Here is a 15486-nt window from a genome sequence, read left to right as displayed (position 1 = left end):
CCTCTACACACCAGACGAGTGCTGGAATTATCTCAGGCACGCCGGGTACGCGTCAGATTAAACGCTCGAAGCTCTAATGCCCAGGAGATCCTGTCGGAGGACTCATGGCCAAACTCCTGATCAATGCCTGAATTATCTAGACAAGCATCTTTAAAGATGTCCTAAAAATATCACAGAGACAACAATCTCAAGTAAAAATCATTTCGAATTTCGAACCATAATAAAATCACAATAAGAACACAGAAGGTTAAAAATGCGTTGATATGTGATATCCCTCAAATGCCGAGAGTATTGCCCCCTTTTTCTATTTCTCCTGACGCCCTCGATGTGGTTAATGTTTCGTTAACGCAATCGAGGAGAGCCGCTATGTCGACCTTCTGGGGGAAAGCCACCAACGACACCATCAACGGCACGGTCAACAACGACCTGATCCATGGCATGGACGGTCACGACTGGCTGAACGGTGGTGCCGGCAACGATCTGATGTATGGCGAGCGCGGCAACGACTCGCTGGTCGGCGGGGTCGGCAACGACTCGCTGCACGGCGGCGACGGCAACGATTGGCTCGGCGACCCGTACGGCAACGAGGTCGGCGACGACATGATGTGGGGCGACCAGGGCAACGACCAGCTGTTCGGCGGGGCGGGCAACGACTGGCTCGACGGCGGCATCATGAACGACACCCTCAAGGGCGGGCGCGGCAACGACACGATGATCGGCGGCTCGGGCGACGACTATCTGGTCGACACGCTCCGCGACGACGGCAGCGATGTCTTCATGCCGGGCACCGGCAACGACACGATGGTCAGCTACGTGGACGGCACGCTCGACCGCTTCATCCTGGAGCAGGCGGCCGGCGGCTTCGGCCGCGACCAGATCCAGTATTTCGAGACGGGCATCGACCGCATCGAGTTCAGCGGCTACACCGCGTCGCAGGTGTCGGTCAGCAGCCTCGGCTCGTCGACGATCTTCTCCTTCTTCGACGGCTCGCAGTTGACGGTGGATCACGCCGGCCTGACCGCCGGGCACGACTACTTCTTCGTTTAAGACGAACAGGGTCTCCGGGAGAGGGTCAAACGGCCGAGCGGGCCGCTTTCCCCCACCCTCTTTCGGAGACATCCTTCGGCGCCCTGCGCCCGACCGGCCCCGTTCCGCGTTGTCCTGACCAAGCATGAGCGTCACCAGCCAGCGAGGCCGAGACCGATGGAACGCCGTCACCTCCAACGCCCCCTTCTTACCCTGCTTTCGGCCGGCGCGATGCTCGCGCTGGGTGCCTGCGCCCAGACCGGCACGATGGCCTCGCAGGATGTCTCCACCCTGTCACCGCTGCAACTGGTTGGCCTGACCGTCCAGTCGGCCGATCTGACGCGGACGCTCGGCCAAGTGGACGATCTGATCCTGGCCCCCGACAACCGGGTGGAGCAGGTCATCGTCGGCACCGGGTCGCCGATGTACCCGACCCCGCACAGGGTGGTGGTCAACACCGCCGATCTACGCTACGCCCCCAACCGGCAGGCCGTGATCCTCGTCGGCATGACCCCAACCGAATTCGCCGCTCTGCCGATGACCGGCAGCAACGACCGCATGCTCTCCATGGGACCGACCGCACCGATGCCGGGCGGTCCGATGACGCGCACCGGGGCGGAACCGACCAACTGGACCGGCGCCACCGTTCGCCGCTGAACGATCCACCACCGAATGGTGCGGCGCTGACCGACGCTCACGCGTCCTTGCGCACCACCGTGCAGATCTGCGCCAACACCTCGGCCGCGCGGTCGAGGTCGTCGGCGCGGACCAGCACGTATTCGGTGTCGTAGGTCGAGATCGCGAAGATCGGCACATGCGCCTGCGCCAGCGGCACGGCGATGCGGGCGAGCACCCCGAACAGCGAGAAATCCAGCGGCCCTTCCACCTTGAAGGCCCGCCAGCCCTTCTGCGCCCGGACGTGATCCGGCACACGGTCCTCGCGGCAAAGGATCGACAGCTCCTCCCCCGTGCGCGTCGCCCCGACCAGCGGGTCGGTCCAATCGAGCCAGGACGGAAGCCCCTCCTCCGGCGGCAGTTGCGCCACCGCCAGCCGTTCGGGCAGCACCGACAGGGTCAACCCGCTGTGCTCGCGCGGCGCCAGCGCGGCGCTGAGCGTCGCCGCGTCCACCTCGAAGGGCTTCAGGATGCGCCGGGCGCGCTCGGCCAGCGACGGCACGTCGGAGCGCATGGCCCGGCCCAGCATTTCCGCCGCCGTCGCGCGCAGTTCCGGATCCCGTTCCGCCAGATCGACCACCGCCTGCAACGCGCTGGCCTTGACGATGCGGCTCGGGCTGTTCTCGAACCAGTCGGCCAGCAGCACGGCGGCGCGGTGGCGCTGGTCGTCGTTCAGCGTCAGGCGCGGCATCGTCTGCGCGAGGTGCCAGCGCACCTCGGCCTGCTCGATCGCCACCGCGTCGGTCAGCAGATGCTCGATGTGCGGATCGAGCCAGCCGGGGTTGCCGCGCGACACCCGCTCCAGCGAATCGGCCGCGCGCATCCGCACGCTGGGATCCGCGTCGAACAGGCAGGCGATCAGCTCCGGCAGCTTGCCCGGATTGGCCGTGACGTCCGCCGCGACCGACGGCGCGTCGCCCTCCACCCGCCGGTCGCCGCGCGCAAGGCGCCCCGCCAGAGCGCCGTTGCGCGACAAGGCGTCCATCCTAACGCCGTCCCGGCAGATGCCGGCCGAAGCGCGAGCCGGCCTTCAACGCCGTCGGGCGCGGCGGCGGGGGTGGAGGCGGCGGGGGCGGAGTCTCGCCGCGCGGCACGCCGCCGCCCGACGCCATCTCCGCCATGTCCTTGATCAGCTTCTGCACGCTGCGCACGCGCGCTTGGGGATCGGGCCATTCGCGGCTGTAGACCAGCTTGTGGTCGGGCCGCAGTTTCATCAGGGTCAAATGCTGGGCGATGTAGGTCAGCAGCTTGGCCGGCTCGGCGAAAAAGTTGTCGTGGAAGGTCAGGACCAAGCCCTTCGGCCCGGCGTCCACCCGCTCGACGTTGGCCTGTTTGCACAGCCGCTTGATGGTGACGACGTCCAGCAGGTTGTCCACCTCCTCCGGCAGCTTGCCGAAGCGGTCGATCAGTTCGGCGGCGAAGCCGTCCACCTCGGCGCGGTCGACCAGATCGGCGATGCGGCGGTAGAGCGACAGCCGCACCGTCAGGTCCGGCACGTAGCTCTCCGGGATCAGCACCGGCGTGCCGAGGTTGATCTGCGGCACCCACTCCTGCGCGGCGGCGGCGGCAATGGCGCCCTCCTGCATCGACGCGCGGGCGTTGGCGACGGCCTCCTCCAGCATCTGCTGGTAAAGCTCGACTCCGACCTCGCGCACCTGCCCCGACTGCTCCTCGCCCAGCAGGTTGCCGGCGCCACGGATGTCCATGTCGTGGCTGGCGAGCTGGAAGCCGGCACCGAGCGAATCGAGCGTCTCGATGACGTGGAGCCGCTGCTGCGCCGTGGCGTTCAGCGGCTTGTTGGCCGCGTAGGTCAGATAGGCGTAGCCGCGCTTCTTGGCCCGGCCGACGCGCCCCCGGATCTGGTAGAGCTGCGCCAGACCGAACAGGTCGGCGCGGTGGACGATCAGCGTGTTGGCGTTGGGGATGTCCAGCCCGCTCTCGATGATGTTGGTGGCGAGCAGCAGGTCGAACTTGCCCTCGTCGAAGGCGGTCATCACGTCTTCCAGCTCGCTGGCCGGCATCTGGCCGTGGGCGGTGACCATCTTGACCTCGGGCACCAGCTCCTTCACCCGCTCGGCGACGCGGGTCAGGTCCTCGATGCGCGGGCAGACGTAGAAGGTCTGGCCGCCCCGGTAATGCTCGCGCAGGATCGCCTCGCGGATCACCACCCCGTCATAGGGCAACACGAAGGTCCGCACCGCCAGACGATCGACCGGCGGAGTCGCGATCAGCGACAGCTCGCGCACGCCCGACAGCGCCATCTGGAGCGTGCGCGGGATCGGCGTCGCGGTCAGGGTCAGGACGTGGATGTCGGCGCGCAGTTCCTTCAGGCGTTCCTTCTGCTTGACGCCAAAATGCTGCTCCTCGTCGACGATGACCATCCCGAGCCGCTTGAAGTCCAGGCTCTTGGCCAGCAGCGCGTGGGTGCCGACGACGATGTCGGCGGTGCCCTCGGCCAGTTCCTTCTTCACCAGGGTCTGCTCGCGCGCCGTCACCATGCGGGAGAGCTGCACCACCCGCACCGGCAGCCCGTTGAAGCGGGTGGAGAAGGTCTTGAAATGCTGGCGGGCCAGCAGCGTCGTCGGCACCACCACGGCGACCTGCTTGCCGCTCATCGCCACCATGAAGGCGGCGCGCAAGGCCACCTCGGTCTTGCCGAAGCCGACGTCGCCGCAGACCAGACGGTCCATCGGACGGCCGCTCGACAGGTCGGTGAAGATGTCCTCGATGGCCTTCAACTGGTCGTCGGTCTCGGGGTACGGGAAGCGCGCGGCGAACTCCTGATAGACGCCCTCCGGGGTCAGCACCGGGTCGGCCTTCTTAAGCATCCGCTCGGCGGCGATCTTCAGCAGCGCCTCGGCCATGTCCTTCAGGCGCTTCTTGACCCGCGCCTTGCGGCCCTGCCACCCGGCCCCGCCCAGCTTGTCGAGCTGGACGTTGGCGTCCTCCGAGCCGTAGCGCGACAGCACCTCGATGTTCTCGACCGGGACGTAGAGCTTGTCGCCGCCCTCGTAGACGATGCGCAGGCAGTCGTGCGGCGCGCCAGTGACCTCCAGCGTCTCCAGCCCGTCGTAGCGGCCGATGCCGTGGTCCATGTGGACGACCACGTCGCCCTCGTGCAGCGCCGAATGCTCGGCGATGAAGTTGGCGGCCTTGCGCTTCTTCTTGGCCGGGCGGACGAGGCGGTCGCCCAGGATGTCCTGCTCGGTGATGACCGCCAGATCGGCGGAGGTGAAGCCGTGCTCCATTCCCAGCACGATGGTGCCGATCACGCCGCGGTCGAAGCGGCGCACGTCCTCGATGGTCTCGGCCGGCTCCAGCCCCGGGATGCCGTGGTCGGCCAGCACGTTGGACAGGCGGTCGCGCGAGCCGGCCGAATAGCCGGCGACCAGCACCCGCCGACCGTCCGCCCGCAGCGCCCGGATGTGGTCCTTCACCGCGTCGAAGACGTTCACGTCGGGGCGGTTGCGCTCCTCGGCGAAGTCGTGGCCGCGCTTGCCGCCGGCGTCCACCGTCCCCTTGATGCCGGGCGGCGTCGAGAACACCTGCAACTGCGCCACCGCCCGCTCGCCGAGCAGCAGATCCCAGGCGGCGGTGTCGAGGAACAGCGAGCGGACCGGCACCGGCTTGTAGACCGGGGCGCCCGTCCGCTTCTCGATGGTCATCATCCCTTCGCGGGAGCTGTGGAAGTCGACGATCTGCGCGATGCGGGCGTCGCGCGCTTCCGACGCCTGATGGTCGAGGCTGACGATGCCGCGCGGCATGTAGTCCAGCACCGTGTCCATGCTGTCGTGGAACAGCGGCAGCCAATGCTCCATGCCGCCGTAGGACCGCCCGGCGGAGATCGCCTCGTAGAGCGGGTCGTCGCTGGCGACGGCGCCGAACAGCTCGCGGTAGCCGGAGCGGAAGCGCGCGATCCCGGAATCGTCGAGGAAGACCTCCGACATCGGTTTCAGCTCGACCTTGTCGCGCTTCTCGGTGGTGCGCTGGGTCATGGGATCGAAGGCGCGCACGCCTTCCAGCTCGTCGCCGAACAGGTCGAGGCGCAGCGGCTCGTCGGTGCCGGGCGGGAACAGGTCGACGATGCCGCCGCGCACGGCGAACTCGCCCGGCTCGCGCACCGTCTGGGCGCGGGTGTAGCCGTTGCCGGCGAGGTAGCGTTGCAGCTTCTCCAGGTCGATCCGGTCACGCAGCTTGGCGTGGAACACCGCGTTCTTGAAGGCCGAGCGCGGCGGCACCTTCTGCACCACCGCGTTGACCGTGGTCAGCACCAGCAGCGGGGCCAGCCCGTCGCGGTTGCCGGCGGCGGCCTGCCGGGCGATCAGGCGGGTCAGCGTGTCGATGCGCTTGGCGACGATGCCGCCGTTGGGCGACACGCGGTCGTAGGGAAGACAGTCCCAGGCCGGGAAGGTCAGCACCTCCAGCCCCGGCGCGAAGAAGGCCATCGCCTCGGCCAGCAGGGCGGCCCGCGTGTCGTCGAGCGCCACGTGCAGCAGCCCGTAGGCCCCCGCCTTCTTCGCAAGCTCGGCGAGGATGCGGGCGTCCTGCCCTTCCGGCGCGCCGCCGATCAGGAGACGGGCGGCACGGCCGGGCTGGAGATCGAAACTGACCAAGGGAAAGCCTTCGGGAAAGGTGGGACGTCGCCCCGCGTCAGGACCCTTGACGCGGGGTGTAGCGGAACTGGGTCAACAGCCGCATGACGTCGTCGTCATGCTCGGCCGGCACCGGCTCGCGCCCGGACATCCAATTGTAGAGATCGGGGTCGCTCAGTTCCAGAAGGGCCTCGTAACGGTCGAGCATCCCCGCGTCGAATCCGTCGACATGGGCATCGGCGAAGCTGCCCATCAGCAGGTCCATCTCGCGCATCCCGCGATGCCAGGAACGGAAGCGCAGCCGCTTGCGGCGGTCTTGGATGGATTCGTCGGCGCGGGCGGCTTGCTGGGTCGCGGCTTGATCGGTCATGGGGTCTCAACGTCGAAAACCCTCCCGGCCACGAGCGGCGGAGGGGGAACCATTCAGGAACCCCATCCTGCACGGGCGGCGGCAACGATGCAACCGCTTGCGCAGGGCCGAGATACAAGCCCTCTCCCCCCCGGGGAGAGGGTTGGGTGAGGGGGGCGGAAGCCGGTGCTTGACCGCCCGCCACGCCGATCCATATAGAGGGCCGATCCGCACGGGGACGACCCCGCCATTCCGGGGATCGACGCGGGGACGGCCCTGCCCCTTCATCGAAGGAGGCGCCGTCATGGCGTGGATCGCTCTTGCCTTGGCCGGCTTGTTCGAAATCGGCTGGGCCGTCGGCCTCAAGCACACCGAAGGCTTCACCCGGCTGTGGCCCAGCGTCTGGACCGCCGCCGCGATGGTCGCCAGCATTGTCCTGCTGGGATTCGCGCTGAAGAGTTTGCCGCTCGGCACCGCCTACGCGGTGTGGACCGGGATCGGCACGGTCGGGACCGTGGTTCTCGGGATGCTGTTGTTCGGGGAACCGGCCACCGCGGCGCGGCTGCTGTGCATCGCCGCCATCGTCGGGGGGATCGCCGGGCTCAAGCTGCTGCATGGGTGAGAATTGGGGGTGTCGGCTTCGACTGCCCCCTCCCTAGCCCTCCCCCGCGTTGCGGGAGAGGGAACTCCGCCGAACGCCGACAAGGGTCCGGCCCCCTCTCCTGCCGAAGGCGGGGGAGGGATGGGGAGGGGGCAAACGGGACCGTAACTTGCCCCCGCTCAAACCGCCTCGATCACCTCGAAATCATGGGTGATCGTCGCCGTCTGCCCCAGCATGATCGAGGCGGAGCAGTATTTCTCCGCCGACAGCGCGATGGCGCGCTCCACCTTGGCCGGGTCCAGCTTGCGGCCGGTCACGGTGAAGCGCATGTGGATCTTCGTGAAGACCTTCGGGTCGGTCTCGGCGCGCTCGGCCTCGATGGCGGCGACGCAGTCGGTGATGGCCTGACGGCCCTTCTCCAGGATCATCACCACGTCGAAGCACGAGCAGCCGCCCATGCCGATCAGCAGCATCTCCATCGGGCGGACGCCCAAGTTGCGCCCGCCGGCCTCCGGCGCGCCGTCCATCACCACGGCGTGGCCGCTGCCGGATTCGCCGACGAACATCTTGCCGTCCACCCAGGTGACGCGCGCCTTCATGACCCTGCTCTCCGCAACCGGTTGATCGTTCGGAGGCGGAAGCTAGGCGCACGCCGCCGCCCGCGCAAGCCCGCGCGGACGGCAACGGCGTCGGGTCAGGCCTGCTCGCGCGCCAGACGCAGCGCGTTGGCGCGGACCTTGCGGTAGGCCGGGTTCATGCCGGCCGACGTCAGGGCCGCCGCCGCCTCGACGAAGCGCAGGCTGGCGTGGATGCCGGCGTCCATCGCCTCGGCGAAGGCCTTCTGCTGGATGTTGGCGAGGTCGGTCGGCGAGCGGCAGGCGCTCAGGCCCCCGAACACCAGCGACGCGGCCTGGGTCTGCTTGGCCACCATCGCCATCCAGGCGTTGGTGAACTCGCCGATCCCGGTGGCGACGGCGTGGAAGGCCTCGACCGAGGCCTCCACCTTTTCCGACCCCATGCGGACGAACTCGGGATTGGCGAAATCCACCGGGTTGCCCATCGCCGCCGCCATCATCGCCGTGCGGTAGCCGATGGTCTGCGCGGCGGCGACGCCCATCTCGCCCCCGCGCATCCCCGTCTTCGCGAACTGGTTGGCCACGGCGCACAGACGCTCCGCAGGATCACCGTTGCGGGCTTTGTAGACTGCCATTTCCTCACCACCTCGTTTGCCTAAGCGTCATTGCCGAACCCTAACGCTGCACTGCAGCATAAGTTCCGGCATGACTCTTACGCTTCGGCGAGCGCGCGGTCGAGATCTTCGATGATGTCCTGGGTGTCTTCCAGCCCGACCGACAGCCGCAGCAGGTTCGGCAGGATCTTCGCCGCCGCCTTTTCCTCGGGCGTCAGCTTGGCGTGGGTGGTGGTGTCGGGGTGGGTGGCGAGGCTCTTCGAATCGCCGAGATTGTTGGAGATCATCACCATGCGCAGGCCGTTCAGCGTGTTGAACGCCTCGCTCTTGCCGCCCTTCAGGAAGATCGACAGCATGTTGCCGCCGCCGGTCATCTGCCGGCGCGCCAGATCGTGCTGCGGGTGGCTGGTCAGCAGCGGGTAGAGCACGCGCTCCACCTTCGGGTGGGCCTCCAGGAACTGGGCGACCTGGAAGGCGGCGGCCGACTGGGCGTGGACGCGCAGTTCCAGCGTCTCCAGGCCCTTCAGCAGAAGCCAGGCGCTGAACGGCGCGATGGTCGGGCCGGTGTTGCGCAGGAAGGGGTGGATGACCTCGGCGGCGTATTTTTTATCCTTGGCCAGGATGATGCCGCCCAGGCCGCGGCCCTGCCCGTCGATGAGCTTGGTCGCTGAATGGATGATGACGTCGGCGCCGAAATCGAACGGGCGTTGCAGCACCGGGGTGGCGAAGGCGTTGTCCACCACGACGAAGGCGCCGGCCTTGTGGGCCAGATCGCAGACCGCGCGCAGATCGACGATCTCCAGCCCCGGATTGGACGGCGTCTCCAGGAAGACAGCCTTGGTCGGGACGGACAGCGCCTCTTCCCATTCCGACAGGTTGGTGCCGTCGACGAAGACCGGCTCGATGCCGTAGCGCGGGCAGAGGTCCTTGAGGATCCAGTAGCAGGAGATGAACAGCGCGCGCGGCGCGACCACCCGGTCGCCGGCCTTCAGGCCGCTCATCAGGGCGCCATGCACCGCCGCCATGCCGCTGCTGGTCGCGTAGGCCCATTCGGCGCCCTCGTATTCGGCCAGCCGGTCCTCGAACATCGCGGTGGTCGGGTTGCGGAAGCGGCCGTAGACCTGACGGGCGCCGTCGTTGGCGAAGGCGTGCTCCGCCTCCTCGGCCGAGCCGTAGACGAAGCCGGAGGTCTGGTACAGCGCCTCGCAGGTCTCGTCGAAGGACGAGCGGCGGGTGCCGCCATGGACCAGCTTGGACCGGGGCCGCAGCCCCGAGACGTTCGGATGGCGATGATCGGTGCGGGACATGCCGCGTCTCCCCTCGATGCGCCGGTGGGGCGAAGCCGGCCACAAACGAAAAAAGCCCCGACCGATCGGGTCGAGGCGCGGACGCGGCTCGGACCTTTTTAGCGGGTTGTTTTACGTGGCCCGCAAGCCGGTCGACCAAATCACCACGTGGGTTCGCTTGTACGTCCGGGACGGGCGGTCGTCAAGGGGGGTTCCACCGAACGGGCTACGACTCCGGGGTCTCGGCCGCTGGACGCTTGAGGAAGCCCTTCAGGTCGGCGAGGCTCGCCCCGCCCAGCCCCTGCGCCAGCGCGCCGAACACCGCGACTCCGCCCGTCACCAGCAGCGCCAGCGCGCCGAACCGCACCGCCGTCGCCGGATGCGCCAGCCAAGGCGCCAACCCGACCCCGCCCGCCGCCAGCGCCGCCCCCATCCCCGCCGCCGCGACCGCGATTCGCGGCGCCCGGCGCAGCAACCGTTCGTCCAGTTCCAGCAGGCCCCGCCTGCGCATCGCCAGCACCAGCAGCCCGACGTCGAGCCACGCCGTCAGCCCGGTGGCGAGCGCGATGCCGACATGCCCCAGCGCCGGCAGCAGCGCCAGCGCCAAGACCGCCGTCGCGACGGTCACCACGACGGCGACGCGCACCGGGGTGGCCGTGTCGTGGCGGGCGAAGAAGGCGGCGTTCAGCGACTTCACGATGACGTAGGCGGGGATGCCGACCGCGTAGGCGGCCAGCGCCAGCGCGGTGGCGTGGGTCTGCTCCGGCCCGAAGGCGCCGCGCTCGAACAGCACGGAGACGATGGGGCCGCCCGCCACCCCCAGCGCGACCGCCGCCGGCAGGCCCAGCAGCAGGCTGAACTCCAGGGCGCGGCTCAGATAGTGACGGACCATCCGCTCGTCCCCCGCCGCCGCATGACGGGCCAGCACCGGCAGCAGCGCGGTGCCGATGGCGATGCCGATGACGCCCAGCGGCATCTGGTTCAGCCGGTCGGCGTAATAGAGGAAGGACACCGCGCCGGACGGCAACAAGGACGCCAGAACGATGTTGAGGAACAGGTTGATCTGCATGACGCCGGCCCCCAGCGCCCCCGGCCCGATCAGCCGGAACAGCCGCCGCATCCCCTCGGTCATCCGGGGCGCCCGCAGCCGCAGCACGATCCCGGCCTCGCGGCAGGCCCAGGCCATCCAGAGCAGTTGCACGACGCCCGACAGAGTCACCGCCGCCGCCATCGCGGTGCCCGGCTCCAGACCCATACGGGGTGCCAGAAGCAACGCCGCGACCAAAGTCAGGTTGAAGGCGATGGGGGCCGCCGCGAAAGGCCCGAAACGGTCGAGCGCGTTCAGCACCCCGCCGAGCAGCGCCACCAGCGAGATCAGCATCAGGTAAGGAAAGGTCAACCGCGCCATGTCCACCGCCAGCGCGAACTTCGCCGGTTCGTCGCCGAAGCCCGGCGCTAGCCCATGCATCAGCCAGGGCATCGCCGCCACCGCCGCCAGCGTGAAGGGCAGCAGCGCCGCCAGCAGCACCGCCAGCGCCTCCTCGGCGAAGCGGATCGCGGCGGCGCGCCCACGCGTCTGGAGTTCCGCCGCGAAGAGCGGCACGAAGGCGACCCCGAAGGCGCCCTCGGCGAACAAGCGGCGGAACAGGTTGGGAAGCTTCAGCGCGACGAAGAAGGCATCGGCCACCGGCCCCGCCCCCAGCACCGAGGCGGTCAGGATGTCACGCGCGAAACCGGCCAGCCGGCTCAGCAGGGTCAGGCCGCCGACGGTGGCGATGGCGCGGGCGAAGCTCATGCCGCGCGGTATAGCCGCCGCCGCCGTCCCGGCAAAGCCCTCCTTTCGCCCGGCCCTCGTGCAGGCACTGGACGCGCAGGTGGTGCTTGCGCACGGTTCCACCACTTTGTGGGCAGGACCGTTGCGCCATCCCGCCCGCTGCGGCATGCTGGCGGCCGCTTACCCGCTGCCCATTCCCGGTCGGGCGCCGAGGGTGGCCGTTCCGCAACGCGCCTGCCGGTGGGAGAGGTCGTGAGACGAGTTTTCGGGTTTCTGTCGGGGATCGAGATCCGGCTCGTCCTGCCGGCTCTGGCGGTGGCGCTCGCCATCGCGGCGCTGTGGTGGGTCCTGCTCGACCGGTTGCAACGAGAGGAACGGCTGCTCGATCTGACGGCGCGGCAGAAAACCGGCGTCATGGCCCGCCTAGTGGAGGAGCACGCCGCCGCCACCTTCCGCCGGGTGGACGACCTGCTGCTCGATCTGGTGGCTCACACCGCGCAGGGTCAAGCCATGCAGCTTCCCGCCCGGCGCGCCTTCGAGGAGGGGCTGGTGATCGGCGTCCGCGTCTACGACGCCGCCGGGTTGCTGACCATGGAATCGGGCCGTTCCGCGTTCCGTGGCCCAATCGCCGACCGCGGGGAGTTTCTGGAGCAACGCGATTCCACGCAGCACCGGCTGGTCATCGGAATGCCCTACGTCGCACCCGACACGGGGGACACGCTGATCCCGGTCTCCCGCCGCCTGGACCCCCCCGAGCACGCCTTCGCCGGCATCGCCGTGGCCGACATTCCAAGCAACGCCTTCCTCCGGTTCTACGGCGTGCTGGGCTTGCCGCCGGGGGCGTCGGTGGCGCTGGTGCGAACGGACGGAATGGCCTTGGCGCGCCATCCCCTGGTCGAAGAGTCGGCGACGTGGCCGGACTTCACCTCGCGGACCTTCTGGCACAACATCGACAAGCAGCCGATCGGCCATCTGCGCGCAGCCAGCCCGCTGGACGGGGTGGAGCGCATCCTCGCCTACCGCACGGCGCAGGACTATCCGCTGGTCGCCATGGTCGGCGAATCAGTCGATTCGGTGTTCGGGCCGTGGCGGGAGAACGCCCGGCTCTACACCGGCTGGGCCATCGTCACCACGGCGGTCATCCTGCTGTTCACCATCGCCTTCATCGTCGAGTTGCAGTGGCGCCGCCGCACCGACCGGGCGTTGCGCGTCCGCGACCGTGCGATGGCGTGGAGCGGCGACGGCATCCTGGTCGCCAACGCGACGCGGCCCGGCATGCCCGTCGTCTATGGCAACCCGGCACTGGAACGCCTGCTCGGCATGCCCATCGCGACCTTGAAAGGGCACGGGGCGCTGTGGGCGCTGGAGCGGGCGGTCGCCGACCCGATGGCGCTGGAGCCGCTGCGCGACGCGGTGGCCGTCGGGCGCGACGTACGGATCGAATTCGACCGGCCGGGAAGCCAGCCCGGCTGCCTGGAACTCCGCGCCTCCCCCGTGCGCGACGACGACGGGCGGCTGGTCAGCCTGATCGCCATCGTCCGCGACATCTCCGAACACAAGCGGGCGCAGGCCGATCTGGCCGAGGCGCGGCGGGAAGCCGACCGCGCCAACGTCGCCAAGTCCAAGTTCCTCGCCGCCGCCAGCCACGATCTGCGCCAGCCGGTGCAGTCGCTCATGCTGCTGATGGAGGTGCTGGCCAACCGCGCCACCGACGCCGGCACGCGCAACGTGCTGGGCACCATGGACCGCGCGCTGGGCGCGCTGAAAATGCTGCTCGACGGCCTGCTGGACGTGTCACGGCTGGAAGCCGGCGCGGTCGTTCCCGAACCGAAGCTCTTCCCGGTCGCCGAACTGCTGGAGCGCGTGTCCGCCAACAGCCGGCCGGTCGCCATCCGCAAGGGGCTGCTCTTCCACATCGTGCCGAGCGGCGCCCATGTCCGCAGCGACCCGATGCTGCTGGGGCGGATTCTGCAAAATCTGGCGGAGAACGCCCTGCGCTACACCGAGACCGGGCGCATCCTGATCGGTTGCCGCCGGCGCGGCCCCGTCCTGCGGATCGAGGTGTGGGACACCGGCATCGGCATCCCGCCCGACCAGCAGGAGGAGATCTTCCAGGAATTCGTGCAGGTCGGCAACGCCAGCCGCAACCGCGACCAGGGCCTCGGCCTGGGGCTGGCGGTGGTGCGGCGGCTGTCGGCGATGCTGGGCCACCGGATCGATCTGCGCTCCATCCCCGGCCGGGGCTCCGTCTTCGCGGTCGAGGTGCCGCTGGTGGAGGTCCCCGCATCGGAGGCTCCAGGTCCAGTGGAGGTTTCCGCCCCGCCCGCCTCTCCCCCGGCCCCGGCACCGGCGGCCACCGTGCTGGTGGTCGAGGACGACGAGATCGTCCGCGAGGGGCTGCGGAGCATGCTGTCGGATCAGGGCTACACGGTGCTGGCTGCCGAATCCTGCGCCGAGGCGTTGGACCTGGTGCATTGTGGCCCACCCCCGGACGTGATCGTCGCCGATTACCGGCTGCACGGCGGCCGGACGGGCACCGAGGCGATCCGGGAAATCCGCGTCGCGCTGGGCCGCATCCTGCCGGGCATCCTGGTGACCGGCGACACCGCCCCCGCCCGCGCCCAGGAGGCGGAGGCCGGCAACTTCCGCGTCATGCACAAGCCGGTGCTGGCGGGTGACCTGCAACGCGCCGTCGCCGAGGCGATGGAGCCGGCCCGACGCGAACGCCAGCGCTCGGCGTGACGGGCCTCAGGGAATGAGCGCGTCGAGGTCGAAGTCCTGCGCGACGAAGGCGACCATCGCCCCGCCGGCACTGGCGGACCCCACCCGCAGCACGCCGTTGCCGCCCACGGTCGGGAACTTGCTCTTCTGAAGTGCCTGCTGGGCCTTGGCCGGATCGGCCACACGGACCACCATCCCGGCGAAGAAGGGGCGCGGCGTCCCGAGGGCCGGGTCGTCGGTCCAGGCCCAGTGCAGCCGGTCCGGCGTGGCGACCAGCAGCGGCACGGTCCCCGTCTCCACCACGCGGGCCGAACCGCGCGCCGTCACCGGAACGCCGAACAGGCGGCCATAGGCGGCGGCCACCGCGTCGGGATCGTCGGCGGCGACCACGAAGGCGGCGAGCCCGGTGGCGCTGTTGGCGTGTTCCAGGCTATCGGGGCGCCACACCACGTCGGGGGTGTGGTGCTGGCACAGGAACACCCGGCCGCCGGGGGTCGTCTCCGGGTCGATCTGGGTGATGGTGAAGCGGGCGTCGCGGGCGCCACCGGGCAGGTCCACCGGACGGCCGAAATCCACCGCCTCCTCCGCCGGGAAGCCGGCGGCGGTCAGCGGCCCGCGCGCGGCGCGGGCGTCGTCGGTCTTCAGCGCCACGGCGGCGATGCCCTCGCGCTTCAGCAGGAAGACCGAGTAATGGGCGTTGGCCGGACGCTTCTCCTCGATGCCCAGCAGCTCGACATAGGTGCCGGACGCGAACATCACGGTGTGGTTGGCCGATTTCAGCTCGGTGTGGTGACCGCGCGGGGTCACGGTGAAGCCGAGTCGGCTGTAGGCGTCCTGCGCCTTGTCCAGATCGCGGACGGCGACGACCAGATGGTCCAGTCCGGTGATTCCGTTGATGCTCATGACCGCCCTGCTGTTCCTTGGAGTACGTCCGCGCTCGCTGTGGCCCTCTCCCGCCCTGCGGCGGGAGAGGGAAAACGCGTCAAAGCACCTGCTGCAACTCGGGCAGGGCCTTGAAGAGGTCGGCGACGAGGCCGTAATCGGCGACCTGGAAGATCGGCGCCTCCTCGTCCTTGTTGATCGCCACGATGACCTTGCTGTCCTTCATGCCGGCGAGGTGCTGGATCGCGCCCGAGATGCCGACCGCGATGTAGAGGTCCGGTGCGACGATCTTGCCGGTCTGACCGACCTGATAATCGTTCGGCACGAAACCGGCGTCCACCGCCGCGCGCGACGCGCCGACCGCCGCGCCCAGCTTGTCGGCGATGGCTTC

The 15486-nt window shown here is 69.2% G+C and carries 13 protein-coding genes and 1 riboswitch; of the genes, 4 read left to right on the top strand and 9 right to left on the bottom strand.

From position 1 onward, the window contains the following. The first annotated feature begins 366 nt into the window (after window positions 1-366). Window positions 367-1047 carry a calcium-binding protein gene (locus EJ913_RS30735; protein WP_127005145.1) on the top strand — a complete coding sequence of 227 codons (681 nt, stop codon included), beginning with the start codon at window positions 367-369 and terminating at the stop codon, window positions 1045-1047. A 156-nt stretch (window positions 1048-1203) separates the two neighbouring features. After that, on the top strand, window positions 1204-1683 hold the full coding sequence (locus EJ913_RS30730) for a PRC-barrel domain containing protein (RefSeq protein ID WP_127005144.1): 480 nt from the start codon (window positions 1204-1206) through the stop codon (window positions 1681-1683). 37 nt (window positions 1684-1720) lie between these two features. On the opposite strand, the gene EJ913_RS30725 is transcribed toward EJ913_RS30730, so the two are convergent. Genes EJ913_RS30725 through EJ913_RS30715 form a run of 3 tightly spaced genes read right to left on the bottom strand, consistent with a single transcriptional unit; the run spans window position 1721 to window position 6663 of the window. Further along, entirely contained in the window at window positions 1721-2686 is a 966-nt protein-coding gene (locus EJ913_RS30725) for an ACT domain-containing protein (protein WP_127005143.1), read from the bottom strand. A 1-nt stretch (window position 2687) separates the two neighbouring features. Beyond that, on the bottom strand, window positions 2688-6314 hold the full coding sequence (gene mfd, locus EJ913_RS30720; protein ID WP_127005142.1) for a transcription-repair coupling factor: 3627 nt from the start codon (window positions 6312-6314) through the stop codon (window positions 2688-2690). 37 nt (window positions 6315-6351) lie between these two features. Beyond that, window positions 6352-6663 carry an FAD assembly factor SdhE gene (locus tag EJ913_RS30715; RefSeq protein ID WP_127005141.1) on the bottom strand — a complete coding sequence of 104 codons (312 nt, stop codon included), beginning with the start codon at window positions 6661-6663 and terminating at the stop codon, window positions 6352-6354. A gap of 283 nt (window positions 6664-6946) precedes the next feature. On the opposite strand from EJ913_RS30715, the gene sugE reads away from it, so the two are divergent. Further along, on the top strand, window positions 6947-7264 hold the full coding sequence (sugE, locus tag EJ913_RS30710; protein WP_127005140.1) for a quaternary ammonium compound efflux SMR transporter SugE: 318 nt from the start codon (window positions 6947-6949) through the stop codon (window positions 7262-7264). 158 nt (window positions 7265-7422) lie between these two features. On the opposite strand, the gene EJ913_RS30705 is transcribed toward sugE, so the two are convergent. The 4 genes from EJ913_RS30705 to murJ form a co-directional block, all read right to left on the bottom strand. Beyond that, a complete protein-coding gene (locus tag EJ913_RS30705; protein WP_127005139.1) occupies window positions 7423-7842 on the bottom strand; it encodes an OsmC family protein in 420 nt (139 codons plus the stop codon). A 95-nt stretch (window positions 7843-7937) separates the two neighbouring features. Continuing rightward, on the bottom strand, window positions 7938-8453 hold the full coding sequence (locus tag EJ913_RS30700) for a phasin family protein (RefSeq protein ID WP_127005138.1): 516 nt from the start codon (window positions 8451-8453) through the stop codon (window positions 7938-7940). A gap of 77 nt (window positions 8454-8530) precedes the next feature. After that, window positions 8531-9739: an O-succinylhomoserine sulfhydrylase gene (metZ, locus tag EJ913_RS30695; protein ID WP_127005137.1), complete on the bottom strand. Its 1209-nt coding sequence runs from the start codon at window positions 9737-9739 to the stop codon at window positions 8531-8533. 77 nt (window positions 9740-9816) lie between these two features. After that, a riboswitch (SAM riboswitch) is annotated at window positions 9817-9896 on the bottom strand. Window positions 9897-9944: 48 nt separating this feature from the next. Further along, window positions 9945-11513: a murein biosynthesis integral membrane protein MurJ gene (gene murJ / locus EJ913_RS30690; protein WP_127005136.1), complete on the bottom strand. Its 1569-nt coding sequence runs from the start codon at window positions 11511-11513 to the stop codon at window positions 9945-9947. Window positions 11514-11744: 231 nt separating this feature from the next. Here murJ and EJ913_RS30685 point away from each other — a divergent pair, with 231 nt between their 5' ends. Continuing rightward, window positions 11745-14234, top strand: coding sequence for a hybrid sensor histidine kinase/response regulator (locus tag EJ913_RS30685; RefSeq protein ID WP_244939565.1), 2490 nt, complete (start codon window positions 11745-11747; stop codon window positions 14232-14234). Window positions 14235-14240: 6 nt separating this feature from the next. On the opposite strand, the gene EJ913_RS30680 is transcribed toward EJ913_RS30685, so the two are convergent. Both EJ913_RS30680 and EJ913_RS30675 read right to left on the bottom strand, forming a co-directional pair. Continuing rightward, complete coding sequence (locus EJ913_RS30680; RefSeq protein WP_127005135.1) at window positions 14241-15116, bottom strand: VOC family protein; 876 nt, start codon at window positions 15114-15116, stop codon at window positions 14241-14243. A gap of 79 nt (window positions 15117-15195) precedes the next feature. Continuing rightward, on the bottom strand, window positions 15196-15486 hold a 291-nt coding region (locus EJ913_RS30675), incomplete at its 5' end, for an FAD-binding protein (RefSeq protein WP_211099082.1).

This window comes from Azospirillum doebereinerae (assembly GCF_003989665.1).
Classification (GTDB): Bacteria; Pseudomonadota; Alphaproteobacteria; order Azospirillales; family Azospirillaceae; genus Azospirillum; species Azospirillum doebereinerae.
This window is presented reverse-complemented; position numbering and strand designations above follow the sequence as displayed.

Coding starts and splice junctions, on each gene's coding strand:
- EJ913_RS30735 (WP_127005145.1), top strand. CDS start 367: ATGTCGACCTTCTGGGGGAAAGCCACCAACGACACCATCAACGGCACG.
- EJ913_RS30730 (WP_127005144.1), top strand. CDS start 1,204: ATGGAACGCCGTCACCTCCAACGCCCCCTTCTTACCCTGCTTTCGGCC.
- EJ913_RS30725 (WP_127005143.1), bottom strand. CDS start 2,686: ATGGACGCCTTGTCGCGCAACGGCGCTCTGGCGGGGCGCCTTGCGCGC.
- EJ913_RS30715 (WP_127005141.1), bottom strand. CDS start 6,663: ATGACCGATCAAGCCGCGACCCAGCAAGCCGCCCGCGCCGACGAATCC.
- sugE (WP_127005140.1), top strand. CDS start 6,947: ATGGCGTGGATCGCTCTTGCCTTGGCCGGCTTGTTCGAAATCGGCTGG.
- EJ913_RS30705 (WP_127005139.1), bottom strand. CDS start 7,842: ATGAAGGCGCGCGTCACCTGGGTGGACGGCAAGATGTTCGTCGGCGAA.
- EJ913_RS30700 (WP_127005138.1), bottom strand. CDS start 8,453: ATGGCAGTCTACAAAGCCCGCAACGGTGATCCTGCGGAGCGTCTGTGC.
- metZ (WP_127005137.1), bottom strand. CDS start 9,739: ATGTCCCGCACCGATCATCGCCATCCGAACGTCTCGGGGCTGCGGCCC.
- murJ (WP_127005136.1), bottom strand. CDS start 11,513: ATGAGCTTCGCCCGCGCCATCGCCACCGTCGGCGGCCTGACCCTGCTG.
- EJ913_RS30680 (WP_127005135.1), bottom strand. CDS start 15,116: ATGAGCATCAACGGAATCACCGGACTGGACCATCTGGTCGTCGCCGTC.